At 35.3% G+C, this 17,755-nt stretch carries 11 protein-coding genes; 2 read left to right on the forward strand and 9 right to left on the reverse strand.

Going from position 1 to position 17,755, the window contains the following annotated elements; translation table 11 throughout:
• Window position 1 precedes the first annotated feature (1 nt).
• Both phoR and phoB read right to left on the reverse strand, forming a co-directional pair.
• The gene (phoR, locus tag ACT5E3_RS22420) at window positions 2–1,321 is read right to left on the reverse strand and encodes a phosphate regulon sensor histidine kinase PhoR (protein WP_444995790.1); all 1,320 of its coding nucleotides are present in this window, start codon (window positions 1,319–1,321) and stop codon (window positions 2–4) included.
• Window positions 1,322–1,339: 18 nt separating this feature from the next.
• A complete protein-coding gene (gene phoB, locus ACT5E3_RS22425) occupies window positions 1,340–2,035 on the reverse strand; it encodes a phosphate regulon transcriptional regulator PhoB (protein ID WP_444995791.1) in 696 nt (231 codons plus the stop codon).
• Window positions 2,036–2,611: 576 nt separating this feature from the next.
• On the opposite strand from phoB, the gene ACT5E3_RS22430 reads away from it, so the two are divergent.
• A complete protein-coding gene (locus ACT5E3_RS22430) occupies window positions 2,612–3,712 on the forward strand; it encodes a GNAT family N-acetyltransferase (protein WP_444995792.1) in 1,101 nt (366 codons plus the stop codon).
• A gap of 2 nt (window positions 3,713–3,714) precedes the next feature.
• Here the strand turns inward: ACT5E3_RS22430 and ACT5E3_RS22435 are convergent, their stop codons facing one another.
• The 3 genes from ACT5E3_RS22435 to ACT5E3_RS22445 form a co-directional block, all read right to left on the reverse strand.
• Entirely contained in the window at window positions 3,715–4,848 is a 1,134-nt protein-coding gene (locus ACT5E3_RS22435; protein WP_444995793.1) for a GNAT family N-acetyltransferase, read from the reverse strand.
• Between the two features lie 11 nt (window positions 4,849–4,859).
• Entirely contained in the window at window positions 4,860–7,256 is a 2,397-nt protein-coding gene (locus ACT5E3_RS22440; protein WP_444995794.1) for an AMP-binding protein, read from the reverse strand.
• A 194-nt stretch (window positions 7,257–7,450) separates the two neighbouring features.
• On the reverse strand, window positions 7,451–8,539 hold the full coding sequence (locus tag ACT5E3_RS22445) for an ATP-grasp domain-containing protein (protein WP_444995795.1): 1,089 nt from the start codon (window positions 8,537–8,539) through the stop codon (window positions 7,451–7,453).
• Between the two features lie 613 nt (window positions 8,540–9,152).
• On the opposite strand from ACT5E3_RS22445, the gene ACT5E3_RS22450 reads away from it, so the two are divergent.
• A complete protein-coding gene (locus ACT5E3_RS22450; protein WP_444995796.1) occupies window positions 9,153–11,429 on the forward strand; it encodes an Ig-like domain-containing protein in 2,277 nt (758 codons plus the stop codon).
• A 364-nt stretch (window positions 11,430–11,793) separates the two neighbouring features.
• Here the strand turns inward: ACT5E3_RS22450 and ACT5E3_RS22455 are convergent, their stop codons facing one another.
• From ACT5E3_RS22455 to ACT5E3_RS22470, 4 genes are all read right to left on the reverse strand, one after another.
• Window positions 11,794–13,791 (reverse strand): hypothetical protein, encoded by a 1,998-nt coding sequence (locus ACT5E3_RS22455; RefSeq protein ID WP_444995797.1) that lies wholly within the window; start codon window positions 13,789–13,791, stop codon window positions 11,794–11,796.
• Window positions 13,792–13,802: 11 nt separating this feature from the next.
• A complete protein-coding gene (gene murJ, locus ACT5E3_RS22460) occupies window positions 13,803–15,368 on the reverse strand; it encodes a murein biosynthesis integral membrane protein MurJ (protein ID WP_444995798.1) in 1,566 nt (521 codons plus the stop codon).
• A complete protein-coding gene (locus ACT5E3_RS22465; protein WP_444995799.1) occupies window positions 15,368–16,654 on the reverse strand; it encodes an O-antigen ligase family protein in 1,287 nt (428 codons plus the stop codon). The genes murJ and ACT5E3_RS22465 overlap by 1 nt, the downstream gene beginning before the upstream one ends.
• A 94-nt stretch (window positions 16,655–16,748) precedes the next feature.
• Window positions 16,749–17,738 carry a polysaccharide deacetylase family protein gene (locus tag ACT5E3_RS22470; RefSeq protein ID WP_444995800.1) on the reverse strand — a complete coding sequence of 330 codons (990 nt, stop codon included), beginning with the start codon at window positions 17,736–17,738 and terminating at the stop codon, window positions 16,749–16,751.
• Window positions 17,739–17,755 lie beyond the last annotated feature (17 nt).

A 17,755-nucleotide genomic window follows, 5' to 3' on the forward strand; every position in this document is an offset into this window, starting at 1 on the left:
TTCATGATATTTTGTGTACTTCAAGCTCACTAATGCGATACTTAGGAAAATAAGCAGTAAAAGTTGACCCTTGACCCAATTCACTTTGAATATCTAAATACCCTCCGTGATTTTCTAAGATGTGCTTAACGATAGATAAACCCAAACCTGTCCCACCAATTTGACGCGAACGATTAACATTTACTCGATAAAAGCGCTCTGTTAGTCTTGAAATGTGTTCAGGAGCAACACCTTCTCCATTATCTGTAACACTAAAATAAGCGTACCCGTCACTCTTCCTTTGCCAACACACTTTAATAGTAGAACCTTCGGGTGAGTACTTAACAGCATTGTTGAGCAAATTTTGGCACAAACTATACAGCTCATTTTCGACCGCTTTAATCTGTAACGTCTGATCAATTTCTACATTAATTTGGTGAGTTCCTTTAGCCTTTGTTTTTTCAAAGTCAACCACCATCTTCTGGATCAGGCTAGGCATATCAACAATATTACCAGAATCTTTATCATAACCTTTTTCTTCTAATTTAGATAAAGTTAATAGATCTTCTAATATTTTCTGCATTCTCGAAGCCTGATGACTGGCATTGGTAATTTGCTTACGGACAATATCTGACATTTCTGGCTCAGATTCAAGCAATTCAAGATATCCTGTAATAACGGTTAAAGGCGTTCTTAATTCATGTGAAGCGTTGGCAATAAAGGCTTTACGCAGTTTGTGTACGGCTATTCTTTGACTAATATCTCTTGCAGTGATCAGTTTCTGCTCTTCACCAAAATCAACACAAGTTACGGATAAGGTTTTATGTTGATCAACCGGAGATTCCATCTCAACTTGCTCGGGCGTATTATCAGATTCAATTAACTTTTGTAACAATGGATCTCTAATTAAGTTATCAATTCTTTGTCCTAAATCCCGACGCTTTTCAATCCCTAAGATTTCTTCAGCCGCATGGTTGGTTAGCTCAATTTCTCGATGTGCATTAATAACAATAGTAGCCTCAGGTAACGCTGCAATAGTGGCTTCAAACCGCCTTGCCATAAAGCTGAGTCGCTTTTTTCTTTCTTTATTTTTTCTCTGAGCATAAACAATATGTTGGACAATTAGCTGCCATATACCACTAGAATCCAAAGCTAACTGATTTTTAGCCCCTAACCTAATCCAACGTTCCAACGCTCTAATTTGTACTAACATCCATGTGATATAAATAAAGCATGTCAACAATATTGCCAGAACCCACTCTCCAGAAACTAAACCAAAGAGAATTGCTACAATTGTTAATATAAAAATTCTGGATATCTCTATTGTCCAGGCATTATTCATCCAGCTACCCCTTAACTTTTAAGCAGTTTTCTTTTGGCTAAACATATAGCCCATGCCACGGACAGTTTTGATAAGTGCATCTTTTCCAAATGGCTTAAGAATTTTTCTGAGCCTTAATACATGAACATCAACTGTTCTTTCTTCAATATAAACAGCTTGCCCCCATACAAAATCTAATAATTGTGCTCGCGAATAAACACGGTTTTTATGTTCGATAAAAAACTGCAACAATGAAAATTCAGTATGGCCGATATGTACATCGACATTTTCTATTGATAACTGGTTAGTGGCCAAATTTAACTCTAAACCATCTGCAATAATTAAATCATCTTCATTAGCTTGGGAAGTGCGACGCAATAAAGCTTTTATTCGCGCCATTAATTCTTTAATACCAACAGGTTTAGTTAAATAATCGTCTGCCCCGCAATCTAATCCCTTAACTTTATCCATTTCCTCAACTCTTGCAGTCAACATGATCACAGGCAAATCAGCTAATATTTCGTCTTTACGTAAACGCTTGATAAAATCAATTCCACTTTCACCAGGCATCATCCAATCAACAATCAACAAATCTGGCCGATTTCTAGCCAGAAGTTCTCTTGCTGAACCTGCGCTTTCAGCCTCTTGTATTACATAACCATCCCTTTCTAATGCATAACGTAACATTTCTCGAATGGGCTGTTCGTCTTCAACTAATAAGATTTGCTTTGGCATTTAACTTCATCCATTAAATAAACTAGAAATCACTCAAATAATTACGTAATATCAACATAAATGTTGGTTTAGCTAATATTCAGTGACAATAATCACGGTTAGCTATTTTTCCTGTTATTCATGACAAAATTATGACAATTGCCAATAAAAAATGCCATTTATTAAAATAATGTCATTTTTCTCCAATTAAATCGTAATAAATAGGTGACAACGTTAATATATAGCCTTAAGCAATATATTTAAGAAAAAGAAATGATGTACATAAAATTAATTCGCTTTTTGGTATTAACTGATATAGATATTAACAAACCATAAATCATTTATTTCAACTAAGATTAATGTGAAACCTATAACATTACAATTATTTTCAATTATTACGATGCTATAAATTGTGAGCCAGTCAATAGAAATTATTCAGCATTTAATATAGCAAAATAGGATATTTGCCTTCTTTTAATATTAGGATTGCTATATACTGCACAATGTAAAAATGACTAGTAAAAATAGAAATAATACAACCCGGTACAACTTACATAATACTTAGGATTTGATAGGTGCTTTAAGAATTAAAGATTTATGGACAATTTAGATAATCTAACAATAAAAGTTGTAGCTGACCGTAAACAGTTCTCAGAAATACAGCAGCCTTGGCTTGATCTTCAGCAGAAATTAGGTGCTAGTTTTTACACCAATTTTTATTTTTATCGAGCTTACTTTAAACATATAACCGATTCAGAAGTCACTCCATTTTTGATACTGGCATTTAATGGAAATAAGCTCATTGGATTACTTCCTTGGGAAAAGCGTCACCGGACTTTTTTAGGGATCAGTTATTATGAAATAGGTTCACTGGAGCACCCTCATGTTGACTTAAATGGTATTCTCTATGAAGTAGAATATGAATCAGCCATTCTTAAGTCACTGTACACGTTAAAAAGCCAACTTCCAGCTTTGTCAGTTTTTTGTCTACCCAAACTGAAAAAAGATAGCCAGTTGGCCACATTGATTAATTCTCAACATAAAATCAGTGCCTTCAATTGGCAAACATCCGAATCTAAATATATCCATTTTGACCAAACTCCCTTACCTGAAATTATTCCTAAAAGGCACTTAAAAAACATTAATCGATTACTTCGAAAATCACAAAAAGAAGGGGCTGTTGAGTTTTCATTCACAAAAGGTAAGGATATTACTCAAGAGCAAATCAGAAGCTTTCTTGAAATAGAAGCCTCAGGCTGGAAAGGTAAACAAGGTTCAAATTCAGCGATTATGCTCAATAAACACCTACTTGCATTCTACCATTCACTCTTTAAGAACAATAAAGATAACATTCAACTCAACTGTTACTATTTAAACAACATGCCTATTGCTGCGCACTTTTGTTTTATTAATAACGATACATTGTCTTTAGCAAAAGTTTGTTACCTTCAAGAATATTCTAATTTATCTCCAAGCCATGTGCTGATATATAAAGCGATGGAAAACGCTCAAATTGAAGGAAAAGTAAAAAAAATAAGCTTTGTCACAGGTCCAACATGGCTCGCTCCTTGGAAACCAAACTCAACACCAGTGCACACTTTTATATTTCCCATCGGTCTATTCTCATCAGTGATTTATCAAATCGCTAAGTGTTGTAGACTTTTAATTAATAAGTTTCACAAAAAAGATAAAAACTAGCATTACCTTTTTATTAAATTAATCAACTTTGTGGTTAATTTAATAAGCAACCAACGTATACGACTTGATAGTTTATTTTGATTGAAACCAAAATAGATAAAGCGCTTAACAATAATCGGTGCCAGTTGTTTTTTAAACAAATTAGTATCCGCCAAAAAGTCCACATTAGTCGTTTGATATTGCTCTTTTTCGGCCTCAAACATTTTAATGGCTAAAAGTTTACTCGGCGAAAAGCGCGAGTATTTAGGATTAAAACCAATAATCAACACATGCGTTATCTGGTTATGATTAATACACAATTTAAATGCAATTAATTCACCTTCATCCTCTAAATAGTAACACCTCAGTCGTTTCTCTTCACTAGCCCATTTAAGCAAGTCACGACAAGCTTGAACTTCTTCTGCAGAGTCAAATAAACTTTGTCGTTCCAAATCACCAACATCTCGTTTTACTTTTTGACGTTCAGAGTGAACACAAGCTATTTTGTTAAACAACTCATCACTCATTTCTGTTGCAATTTTAAAGCTGTTGGCTGGTAGTTCAGAGTTAATAGCTTTGGTCGCCCTTTTCAACTCCCCTCTGACTTTTCGTTTAAGCGTGCTTTTAATGAAATCATCAATATCAATAGAGACATCTGTACGATGGCAAACTGAATGATTTTCTATCACTTGGAGACTAGAACCCAAAGCTGACTCCCAGATACCTAAATTAGAACCAGTATAAGCATTTTCAAAATAATACTCATCCCATTGAACAAACTGTTCATCGTTCATGGCTTTTGCTAAAGACTCACTAATAACCTGACTTAAGCCAGTTGCAGAATTGGCAACAATACCGCCATAACTAGCACATAAAAGGTGGCTTTTTGTACCTAAAAACTGAAGCCTTTTATTTTTTAAATATAAAGGATGGCGCTTAATCACTTGAAAAGGCGCAACGCCTATGATTTCGTCATTGTCTTTAAAAACTAATACTATACAAACTTCAACCAATGTTGATAACCAAGGAATAACAGCTTTTAAATGACCTCTTCGATAATACACTAACTCATCAGGAAGATGCTTGTCTAAAAAGGCATCATATTGCTCGGCATATTCATCTAACGCTTCAATCTTACGAATAATTTTATATTGCATAATATTGTCCGCTAAAGCGGCTGCTTCTTATTTCTTAATTTATTAAAAATAATTGCCGGAATTCTTTTTCTTTCTAAAATCCACCAACCGACCATAGAACCAATTAGCCCCGCGAAAAAAGCTAAAATAGAAGAGTCAATTTTAAATATATGAATGAACAGGTAAATTAAAATACCATTGAAAATAAAGATATAAAAAGTTGCTTCTGCAATGGCATTTAATCCACGCTTAAATAAAGATGGAACAGGAACAAAACGTATGTACGGCAATGTTAATGATCCAATAATAAGCCAACCAGTCTCTAAATCTGTGCCAGTGTCAATGAAAGCAAAAGTTACACCAGTTAATGCTGTAATTAATTTCTGGTTTTCTGTAGCGCACAAATAAATACACCAACCTAACCAGATATGCGCAATGAAACGAATAGGAACTAAATCATTAAGATGTGCAGTTTCCCAAATATAAGGATATAAAATTCGGATCCCAATAAAGCCTAGTAAAAAAATGTATGAAAATAGCCAAGGTGACTCTTTCATCTTATCTCTAATGCTTTTGATACTAAATAACAATCCAATAATCACTAAACATTGAACTAAAATTTGAACGAACCAAAATGGAAATATAACCGTTATTTTAGCGATCATTAAATTAGCATAAAGTAGAATGACATCAATTTCAAAAGAACGATTCCAGGCAAAGTAGACTATTGTGAGTAAGTAATAAGGAACGAGTAAGGTAATTGAATATCTAAATATAGAGCGCCATGCACCATCTTCCCTAAAATCATCAAAGCGAAATCTAGCCATGTTAAACCCAACTAGAAAAATGAGTAATAAAGTACCTCCTCCTAGTACCTCAATACCACTATGCGTTGCAACCACACACAATATAGCTAATGCACGTAGAAAAATACTCATTTCAATTTTAGTCCAAAACCCCTTCACTTTAGTTTTAGACTTTTCAAGTTCACGAATAGACATTAAGTCCCAATTATCTGGAACACCGCCTAAATATTGCTCTAGCATTACAGATGCTTGAACATAATTTAAAGAATCTCCACCTAAAGATTTAAATGAATCATCTTCAGTCATATTTTCTTCATCAAACAAAGAACGATAAATATTAATGACACCGGTGACTTTTCCACTCTTTAGCTTAGATGCTTTCGGAGGAACATAGGTTTGAGCGATTTGTTTACGCTTTACTTTGCCAGTCTCGGTCATTGGTAACTGGCTTAAATAAGTGACTTTTATTGCAGATAATGCATTAACTCCTAATAACAACAACTCAGCATGTATTAACTGCTTAATTTGCTCATCACTTTGTGATTCATTTGACTTCACAGCGAGAAAACCCTCTCCGCGCTGCTCATCTTTAATACCAACAAGAACAACAGGTTCACCATCAAGTTTAGCGTTGACTTCTCGCTCAAGGCTTTCAGGGTCAACTTTAATACCACTACAGTTAATCAAATCATCTGTACGGCCTAAAAAGTACAAATAGCCATCTGCTGACACCTTTCCAGAGTCGCGAGTTACCAACCAACCATCAGAATTACTCAAGGTTTTTAACTCACCATTGATGAGTTCCCCTAAGGCTAAATGTTCACCTTTTATACAAATATTAGAGTTGTCATCTATTTTTATTTCAATTGGTGTATCAACTATTCCAACTGAATCCAATTTATCTCCCTCAACCGCAGAAACTTCTAGTAAAGAAGTTCTTGATGCTTCAGTTAAACCATAATGTTGCACAATACAAGCATTAGGAAACAGCTGCTTCATTTGCTGCTTTTCTTCGACACTCATCCATTGACTACCAATTTCAATCCAACGAACCTTAGTGCCAGACTGACCAATCACTTGCGGCTGACTTAACAAAATACGCCACAAGCTAGGAACCGCAGATATTGCATTAATTTCACCTTGCTCTAGCATATGAGCAATTTCAGTGGGGTTAAATCCATTCTCTGGAATATAAAATGATCCCCCAACAGTCGCAACAGCTCGACAACGACCCAGACCAAAGGAGTAAGTAACGGGGACCCCAACATACTCCTTAATAGAACTATCAACTTGCATTAAACGATTTAACCGCTCAACGACATCCGCTAAAGCTAAATGAGAAAGAACAATAGCTTTGGGCTCACCCTGCGTACCAGATGAGAAGGTAATTTGAGCAGGGATATTTTCTTTAATTGGATTCAAAGAGGTTTTCACCCAGCCTCCGCCGGGTTTTGGTAAAATTTCGTCATCAACTAAACCAATCTTATCAGCCAAATTCTGATTGCTTTCATTTGAAATGGCGAAAACTTTTCTTGCCTGATAAAGCTCAAAAACTTTTGTAATAAAATCAACTGAATTTACTTTATGTATTTTTGTTATTTTAATTTTTTGATTCTGTTGCATAGTCTATTTATTATTAAATTCGCACGATAAATGTGCCAATATCCTTGTTGTTGTCTGCTAATGAATGAACTTACCTGTAAAAAGGCCATCAATTCTAACTCGATTTGATAATTATTTGGATTTTTTTTTACTGAAGCAATATTTAATTTTTGTTGTAGGCAGGTAATCTATTAAATAACTGTTTAATAATTGATTTAATCTGAAACGTGAGTAAGTGCTCGCTTTACATTAGATAGTTTACTAAACAAGACGGGTTTCCAGTCTCTAAGTACTATAGGCAATACTGTTTTTAATCGGCTCTGGGCCTTTAACTTAAAACCATGGCGTATAGGGCCAAAAGTGATTAATTGGTACTCTTTCAGCTCAACCCTATGTCCCAAAGCCATTTTACAGGCTAAGTCAGCAAAATTAACGCCTGCTATATATGAAGCAATCAAACTTTGCCAATACCTTGGGTTTATCTCTAAGATATAGATTTTCTGGGTATCTTTATCAACACAGCAATCAATATGTGCAACACCTGACCAGTTAAGCTTTTTCATTAACTCAACTATCACCAACTCCAATTCTTCTTTTTTTACAAATTTCAGCCTCTCCAAAGGGCCAAAAGGATTACGCTTATCTCCGACCTGTTCTTGAACAGTCATCGCTTTTATTTCGCCATTTTTGCAAAGCACTGAAACACCAATATCATAACCATTTATCTTCGATTGGTATAAATATTGCCCACTCTCCAGCTTTGCATTATTTAAATGCTCCACTAATTCTTCGTTATTTACTAAACACTGAATACCATGCCCGCCCGAATGGCCTGTGACAGGCTTTGCTATTATAGGAAAACGGTAATTATCATCTTCAAGTGGTTTATATATCTCAGGGACAGGAAAGTTGTTGTTTTTACAAAAATCAGCTAGTTTAGACTTGTCCGATGCAATATTCATTGCTTCAACTTCAGGAACATCAACTAATTTGAGATAGCGAACAAGTTCATTTTCATTGGCTTTGCAAAACTGAATAGACTTTTCACAAATAGGTAAAAGCACATCAAGTTGGTACTGAGTAGCAATCTGCTGAATTAAGCTGAGCAGCTTCTCAGAATCTGAAAAATTAAATTTTTCATCGAAAAGCTTAAGACCTTTGGAGTATTTAACATTAGCAGAGTCGCCTTGACCTAAAACAAATACTTTATACTCCCTAGTCCTTTCCAGACACCGTATAACCGATAATGCAAGATCAGACTGGCTTTGAGCACTATATAAAATAACAACTTTTTTGATATTCATTCTAATAGCTTATAGTTAAATCCGATCTATCAATAAGTGATAAAGATATGTTTGTCACAGTTACTAGCTTATATAAATTCAGCCAAACCCCAAAAAAGCATAATTTAGTAGTTAACTCATCAATCAAGCAAATATTCCATAGCTCTATGCAATTACAGTCCAGATATTATACTTTAATTTCACCGATTCAAATCGATTATTTAGTCAAAACTAATATAATTTGTTCACAAAAGCGACCTATATTAACAATTATCTCTATTATATATTTTATCGCGTTTTATCAATTAATTATCATAATCTAAATATCGACTCGATTGGCTCATTAGGTTACTATCAACATTAGAAAATAATTAGTAATTAATGATTTAGGGCAATACAAAGCAAATAGTCCAACATTAAACTCAAGTGTTAAATAGGCAATAAAACTAACTAGCACTAGCAATAATATTCAGCATTTTTTTAATGTTGATGATGATGTCGCTCAAAAGTGAGATGTATTTCTCAATATTACAATGTAAGGGGTTAAGTTTTAGCTTTGTAACCGATATAACTATCTGTAAATAGTAATATTACAATATCATTATTAAATTCGCATATACGAGAATAATTAATTATGTACAGATTTATACGTTCAAATATCCAATATGCAATGACCGCAGCTAGTCTTTCATTACTTTTGATGCTTACTGGATGTGATAAAGACGATGACGAAGAAAACGCTGCCGATAATACCGAACAAGTATCACAATCAATCGAAGTGGTTGAGTCAATTCCTTATGATGACGCATCAGCGATAGAATTAGATACACCTATTAGCATTAAATATGCTGAAACTATCGAGAGCTCTGATTTAAACCTTAATTTTTCTATGCATTCAGGCAATGTAACAATCGCAGGCGAATATGCGATAAATGGCGACACAATCAGCTTTACGCCATCAAATCAACTGATCCCTGGTACCGATTATTCAGTATCAGTATCAGGCTCACTCTCAAACAAGCAACTTGAAGCCACGAGCATTGATTTTACTACCACAAACTCGACTCCAACATCAGCGCAAAGAGTTAATTTTATTAACTCGACCCCTTATGACAATGCATCTGCTGTTGAGCTCAACGCTGCAATTAGTGTCACTTACTCTGAAGTCATTGAAAGCTCAGATTTAAACCTTAGTTTTGCAGTACGTACTGGAGGAGAAGTAGTTCCTGGTGACTATAACGTAAGTGGAGATACCATCTATTTTTTCCCTGAAAGTGAATTAACACCATCAACGGAATACTCAATTAGGATTTCTGGCACCATTTCAGATAAACAGCTTGAAGCAACAAACATTGAATTTACAACTATAGGAATTTCATCAGCCATATCTATTGCGAGTAGTTCACCGCTAGACTTATCAAACAATATAGCTCTATCTCAGGCCATTACGGTGACTTTTAGTGAAAATGTTGATAACTCTGATGTCAGCATCGATATGCAAGTAACCCAAGATAATAACACAGTCGCAGGACAAACTTTAGTTGTTGAAGATCGACTTGTTTTTACACCAAGCTCACCTTTTAATCCTGGAGCTTTAATAAAAGTTTCTGTCGACGAATCATCTGACTCTCAAAAACAGATAAATGGTGCAAACTGGAGTTTCACAACTATCTCGACTACCGGAAGCATCTGCGCTGATTTTTATACTGAAAGCTATCAGCTAGTTACAGGTTTGAATAGTACTAAAGTTACTAGCTCCGTTAAGCCGCGCAAAGGTGTTGAGCTAAAAGATCCCGTATTTAACACTTGCGTTGTTAGAATGACCGATCACCAAAATGAAAATCCTAATGGCTTTGCTAGAGCCGAATATTCACGAAAGCAAGCGTTTAACGCTAATGATACCCTGTTACTTGCACTTGCGAATGATGGATTCTGGCATATCTATGATGCTAACAGTGGTGCATACTTGAAAAAGCTTAATGGCCCAGCTTCAGATGCCGACCTTCGTTGGGACAGCAGTAACCCTGACCTTATGTATTACACAGGCACTTATGGCAGCATGAAGGTATATGAACTAACGGTAAGTTCAAATACGAGCCGGCTAATTGGAAACTTCACTAACCGCCTTCCTTGGTCTAACGCAGCCAGAGCATGGACTAAAGCAGAGGGAACTAGTTCTGCTGATGGGCGCTACTGGGGAATGCAAGTTGAAACAGAAAACCATCAAGGTTTAGGTCTAATGGTATGGGACAAAGATAAAGATATCATCGTTGGAACCTGGGACTTTAGTGATAATGGAGTAGGACGCCCAGACCATACTTCAATGAGCCCATCTGGTGAATACATTGTTGCCTCATGGGATGGAAATAATTTTGGCACAACAGCCTTTTCTAGAGACTTTTCTAAACAAGTTAAACTACACAGCAAATCAGAGCATTCAGATTTAGCTCTACTACCTAATGGTAACGATGCCTATGTTGCGGTTGATTACCAATCAAACGCAGGTGATGTATTTATGGTAGAAATACAAACAGGTGTAAGAACATTGTTATTTGAGTCCTATATCAAAGGTAGCGCAACAGCTTTCCATTTTTCAGGTAAAGCTTATAAAAACCCAGGATGGGCTCTAGTTTCAACTTATGGCGGCTCTGCTACCAATGATGGCAGTGCAGTATGGATGCACGATAAAGTTTTTGCAGTTGAACTAAAAGCTAACCCAAGAATACTACAAATTGCACATCACCACTCAAAAGAGAATGGTTACTGGACTGAGCCTCATGCTACAGTCAATCAAGATTTCACTAGAGTAGTTTTTAACTCTAACTGGGAAATTGACTCAGACACCAATATTGACATTTACCAAGTAAAGTTACCCGAAGGTGCAGTACCTAAAATTGCCCCTGCTCAGTAATAAAAAAACTTACCCTTTAATTTAAAGACACCCCATTGAGGGTGTCTTTGCTTTTCTAAACATAAATAATACAAGCATACATGCTTACTAGCAGCCTCTGCCTTACAATAATACTCAATAGAAAACTAAACTATTTCCTCTACAAGGAACGAGAAGCTGATTACAACAGCACACAATGAGTGCCTTGTTTGAAGAGGGTAAGCAGTTGTAATTGTAGAGCAGTCCCTAACAGCAGTAGATAATAAAATTATAGAAAGGAAGGCAAAATGAACCAGGTAACCTCATATATGACAGCAAACCTGTCCCTGTTATCAAACTATTTGACCTTGCAATATCGGAGGAGAGCATATATGAGGTTAGGTATTTATCTTTGATATTCTTCCAAAACTTGCTTTACAACACGCTTAAAAATTCGAGCATTGTTAGAGTCAATTTCAGCATTAAAATCTAATTCAAGGGGATCTTGCTTAAATAAATAAGCATAAAACATCAATGCAGATAAATAAGCGCCATTTTGATTTTGATAAGTGCCATCAAAAAATAACTCAATATCTGGGTGCTCTGCTGTTACTTTAGCAAACGCTATACCAACAGGTACTAAAAAGTCATTCTTTTTATTGGCTAACTTCATATAGTTTTTCTTTACTAACTCAGCTTCTGTTTTGAAGTAATCTCGATGATGCCAGGTCATATAATAAACAAGCTCTTTATTGGAATCCCTCACCATATCGCCTAATAAACCACCATATTTAAAAAAGCCGTCTGTATCAGAAATAGCGCCGTATTCACCGCCTTGTAAAACCACAATATTATAATTACCTGATTTAATTTTTTGAGCTGTGGAAATCCTTTCGTAATGATCTTTAAAATACTTACCACCATAAATTTCCGTATCAACCGTTAACTTAATTTCTTTTTCTTCAGCCATTTTTTTCAATAGCTTAGGAATATCAAAATGTCCTGTAAGCGTATTACCAACAAACAATATTTTACTGTCTTCTAATGCGTTAAAAGCCCGTACTTTGTCACGATTAAACTTTGAGTGAGATTCATCAACTTTTTTACTTGAATGACTTTTCTTTTTTGCTAACTTAGCAAATTTTGGTATTTCAATTTGGTAGATATCAATATCGGTTTCAGGCTTTTTCCCAAGGTTAGAGTTGAATACCACTTTAGAGAAATCTTGATTGACTGTAGCATGTGGCTCAGTCCAGTAATCGGAGCCAGCAGAATGATGATTCGCCAATGTATAAACTTGTGATGGCAAACTAAGATCGATCGCAAAAATTCTTTCATGCAACCAATGTTTCGGTTTATCGGCATAAGAGCCGTAACTAGAGATCAAAACCCAGCCAGGCTTTTTGTATGCTGTACCAGAAAAATGGAAAGCTGAAACCGTACCATTAATATAACTATCAAACAGATTCGTTCGCTCACCTGTTTGAATTTCTACCATAAAGACAGGTCCACCATTACTTTGATAATCAATTGAAACATAAGCATCATGGCCATTAGGTAATAACACCAAATCAGAATGTTCAGATTTATGATGCAGCTTCACTCGACGTCTAAAGTCCTTAGTAAAAGCCATTGTTCCTAACTTACTTTCATTCCAAGAAGCTACAATGTATTCACCAGATGGACTCATTGAAGTATGATCTGGTCTTCCTGCTTGATGCATAGAAAAATCCCATGTCGCGATTACTGAGTCTTTTTCTTTATCCCAGGTCAGCAAACCTAAAGGTTGATAGTCTTCCGTCTCAACCTGAAAGCCCCAGTAGCGACCATCGGCAGATGGCCTACCTTCTGACTTAGTCCACACCCTAGCAGCATCTCTCCAAGGTAAACGGTTTCTAAAGTCTGCAACCACCCTTGACTGATTATTCCTGACATTTAACTCATGAATTTTTAAGCCGCCATAAGGTGCAGTGTAATAAATAATTTGAGGTTTAACTGGGTCCCAATATAATTCAGCATCAGTCGTAGGCCCATTTAGCTGCTTGTAATAGCGTCCTGATTTAGCATTATAAAGATGCCAGTAGCCACTCATCGAATAAACTAAAATTAAAGAACTATCTGCATTAAACGCTTGTCGGCGAGCATAATCAATTCTCGCAAAAGTTTCAGGAGGTTCATTTTTATGATCGGTAATACGCTTAACGCATAAACCTGTTTGCTGATCGACAAAAAATTTACCTTTTTTTACCTGCCTCATCTCAGGCTTTATATAATCTAAACGACCAGGTTGAAGCACTTCATTTCGATTCGGTTGTTTATTACACTTTTTTCCAGGTAGCTCTTTAGAAAAGCTATGGCTAGAAATAAAATTAAGAGTCAATATTAATAATAGTTGAACCTTCATTTAAATATCCTTTACCTCAGAGCTTTCCAGAAGTTTAATTTACGAATATATTGCTTTAGCTTGCCAGCAATTGTGACAGCTTCGGGAATACCTTGATAAGCGGTTACGACCAAAAACAATCCACTCCCCAAAACAAATGCAGTTAGCAAAGCAAAATGCTGTGATACCAGTTTAGAAAAAGAAAAGCTGATATAAAAATCTAGACAATATTGAAAAGTGAAGTGAATAGTCACTAACATTAGGACAGTAGCCGGTATAAATAAGGCAATCTGTACTAATATATTCTTCAAGAAATTTAACTTTAGCTTTCTATCTAATATAAAACTAGAAACAATTAAGTTTTGCGTCATAGCAATAGCCGTCGCTAATGCGATACCAGCCAACCCCATAGGTTTATATAATAGAAAGTTAAAAATAACATTAGTCACTACGCCTAGTAAACCAATAACTACCTGATGCCAAGATAAATTGGCAGCATGCAAAAAGCGATAATTAAAATAACAAATTGAACGCGCTAGAATAACAAAAGAGAAAAAAGTTAAAGCGCCTGACGTTAGCTCAACTGAAGTTTTATCGAAGCTACCTCGTTGTAGTAAAATGGAAACTATTTGTTCACTATAAAAAAATAAAACTGCACTTGAAGGAACAACAAAGAATAATATTGCCTTTAAGCCTGATACTTGTATCGCCTCTAACTGTTCTTGGTTCTTCTCAGTCATATATCGGCTGATTCTTGGGTAATGAGTCACTATAACTGACTGAGTAAATGTTTCTAAGGGGAGTGATGCAATCATTAATGCATAATTCAAAGCAGAGATAGCACCACTACTCAGTAAAGAAACAAATTGAGTATCAACAATTGTCATTGCTATTGCTCCTAAATAGCCGACACTCAATGGAAGCATCTGTTTTGCAGAACCAACAAAATCAGGGTGAGAAAAGTTAAATGTAAATCGTAAGTAGCTTTTAATTAAAGAGAAATTAGAATATATTAATACACTAGAATAAATAATAAACCCCAACATCAAGCTATAGGCTAAAGCATAGATACCATAAGCAGTATGAAAAGAAAGAATACCGATAATAATAATGCTGTTAGTAATCAAGCTTTCTGTCGAAGCAACTAAGAACCGTTCAAAACAACTCGCTAAGGTTGTTAAGATTGCATTCACCCCAAGTATAGGCATAATGAGTGCCATGATTCTTAACAGGTCGGCTGCTAATATTTGAGTTTCCTTCTCTGCTCCAAACGCGAAAAATGAAACAATAAGATTTGACAATAAGTAAAGAACGAATGAGAAAAAGCAGAGGAATAGTAGCATTCCAGTAAATAAAGAATTAATCCCAGACCAGTCTGCAGTATCAAGTTTACCTTCTACAGAACGCATAAACCGAGGAATAAATGCATTCGATACGATACCCTTCAAAACTTCAGGCAGAGCAAATGGCAGAATATAAGCAATATTAAAAGCATCTAAAGCAACCGCAGTCCCAAAAACAGCAGCTAAAAAAAGGCTTTTACCAACACCAATTATTTTTCCCAGAAAACTAACTAATAAAACAGGTAGATGAGACATCAGCCAAACACCGGGTGTTTTTTTTCTATAATGGCTTCTTCTTCTCCAAGCACATCCGATTGCTCATCTTGAGCAAGTCGTTTAGTTTGTAACCAATAATATCGTGCTGTTAACGCAGTCATAACCCAAAATGTTCCCATCACTTCCCCACTGGCAAACGGACTTCCATATACATTTCCTAAGCTCATACAGATCACCGAGCAAGTATACCCATGCCCGACCATTTTAGTCGTTGGGCTATCATCGAGATTGATAACCCGCCTCCCCAATCGCCACAATCCAAAAATCAACAATAATAACGCCAACAGACCTATGAAATTTCCCTCTGCAAAATTAAGAACATAAAAGTTGTGCGCATCTTTACCAGGGTAAATAGAAAAATTGCCAATTTCTAATTTAAAACGATTGAGCCCAACACCGAGAGGATATTCAGCCACCATATCCATTGCCCCAGCCCAAATGATCATTCGACTTTCTGTACTTTCATCATATTTCTCTTCACCAGTATCAGATACTTGTTCGGTTCCCTCTATCCTCTGCATTGCTGACTCTGGAACCCATAAGGGCCCTAGAGATAAAGCGATAATCGTTAGCACAGAAACCCAACCTCGGCGTTTAAAAATCATATAAGCGATTGCCAGCATAGCAATAAAATAAGACTGTCTAGAATAAGTAAAAAATATTGCTGCAACTAATACAACAGAACCAGCTATCCCGACATACTTTACCCACTTATTACCTTTCCAGAAAAAGATAATAGATAAGAAAAAAGGTAAAAACATCGCATAAAATACACCAGCCCGATTAGCAGAATAAAAGTTTTCGCCAAATGGACCAGATGCACGCTTACTTTCATGATAATTACCAATACCGTAATCTATTGCTTCTCGAATTGCTTCCAAGCCAGCCACAAACGCAACAAATAAAACAACTAAATAAAGCTTAGATGCGTCATCATATGTTCGCACAGCATAAAAATAAACAAAATATATACAAGGATAAAAAATTAAGGTTTTTAAATTAGTAAAATCAGCCATAAGATCTAGTTTCATATGCAACTGAGAAATAATAAAAGCAGAAACCAGCATAATAAAATAAAAATAAAATAACCCCTTTAAATTATCAGGCTCTGATGTAGGGTAATTTTGTTTTTTATAAAGAATAATAGCGAATATAACCAAAACGTTTAATACGTTTAACCCAGGCAAACCTAAACTCTGAGGAAAATGAAGTTGATTAGGAATATATATAATAATAATGGCTAATACTTTTACAAAAAAACTCACACGCTTCTAACTCTCGATTTTTCAACTTTCAAAATAAAAACACCTAGTAGACCAATTACTCGTTATTGACTAATTTATAAAAACGCTATGTCCACTAACTAGTAGTGACTAAAATATTACTTAAACATCTTTTAAAGTCACTTATTGACGAATTGGGCATGCCCATTCGTTTTATTAAAAACTCATTTTGCTCAAACCGATTAATACCAGAAACTGTAGTTAACGCATACTTGAACCCTGCGCGTTCAAGCAAATTAACTGAATCATCTCGAATATAGCCACCGGGATACGCAAAACCATCAACATTTTCTTCTAAGATCTTTTCTAAATACGCTTTAGACTCAGATAATTCAAGCATAATTTCATCATCCTTAAGTAACTCCAAGTTAGGATGAGAGCATGTATGTGCTCCAATTTCAAAATGCTGCTCTGTTATTTGTTTTAATTCACTTTTGTTTAAATACAGATGAGTTAGATCGGTTGTAATGGGGTTTTCATCAAGTAGTTTCTGAATAATTCTTTCTTTAGAGTCCTCTGTTTCCAACCATAACTTTAATAACAAACTCTCTAAGCCAGACCTGTTAGCTTTAAAATTCTGAGGTCCATCTTTTAACTCTATACTAAACTCACTAGAACGAGCTTCGGAAAAAATTTGAATCGTTCTATCCCACCAAAAAACACGTTCTTTAAATATATCTGTAGCAACATAAAGTGAAGCGTGAATACCATGATTTTTTAATATTGGAGCCGCATTCGTTAAATTATCTTTATACCCATCATCAAAAGTTATACTAACAACATTTTTGGGTAAAGGTTTTTTATTTTTTAGGCAATGAACAACTTCTGAAACAGTTAAAATTTCAAATTTTTTCTTTAAATATTTAATTTGTTGATTAAAATTCTTACCGTTTACACACATGCCTAATTGATAAGGATCTTCTGCTTTATTATCAGTAATAATGCGATGATACATTAATACTAGCCAGTTATTATTTTGGTTTAATGAAGTATTAATTTTTTTATCGAGAACACCACTATAATCAAGAGTACGACTAACGACTTCTTTTAAAAAATTCTTAATCATAATACTATTCCTATAAA

The sequence above is a fragment of the Aliikangiella litoralis genome (assembly GCF_052495765.1).

Bases quoted from the DNA above. Each gene is read 5' to 3' on its own strand.
- phoR (WP_444995790.1), bottom strand. From the start codon at position 1,321: ATGAATAATGCCTGGACAATAGAGATATCCAGAATTTTTATATTAACA.
- ACT5E3_RS22445 (WP_444995795.1), bottom strand. From the start codon at position 8,539: ATGAATATCAAAAAAGTTGTTATTTTATATAGTGCTCAAAGCCAGTCT.
- phoB (WP_444995791.1), bottom strand. From the start codon at position 2,035: ATGCCAAAGCAAATCTTATTAGTTGAAGACGAACAGCCCATTCGAGAA.
- ACT5E3_RS22450 (WP_444995796.1), top strand. From the start codon at position 9,153: ATGTACAGATTTATACGTTCAAATATCCAATATGCAATGACCGCAGCT.
- ACT5E3_RS22470 (WP_444995800.1), bottom strand. From the start codon at position 17,738: ATGATTAAGAATTTTTTAAAAGAAGTCGTTAGTCGTACTCTTGATTAT.
- murJ (WP_444995798.1), bottom strand. From the start codon at position 15,368: ATGTCTCATCTACCTGTTTTATTAGTTAGTTTTCTGGGAAAAATAATT.
- ACT5E3_RS22430 (WP_444995792.1), top strand. From the start codon at position 2,612: ATGGACAATTTAGATAATCTAACAATAAAAGTTGTAGCTGACCGTAAA.
- ACT5E3_RS22435 (WP_444995793.1), bottom strand. From the start codon at position 4,848: ATGCAATATAAAATTATTCGTAAGATTGAAGCGTTAGATGAATATGCC.
- ACT5E3_RS22455 (WP_444995797.1), bottom strand. From the start codon at position 13,791: ATGAAGGTTCAACTATTATTAATATTGACTCTTAATTTTATTTCTAGC.
- ACT5E3_RS22440 (WP_444995794.1), bottom strand. From the start codon at position 7,256: ATGCAACAGAATCAAAAAATTAAAATAACAAAAATACATAAAGTAAAT.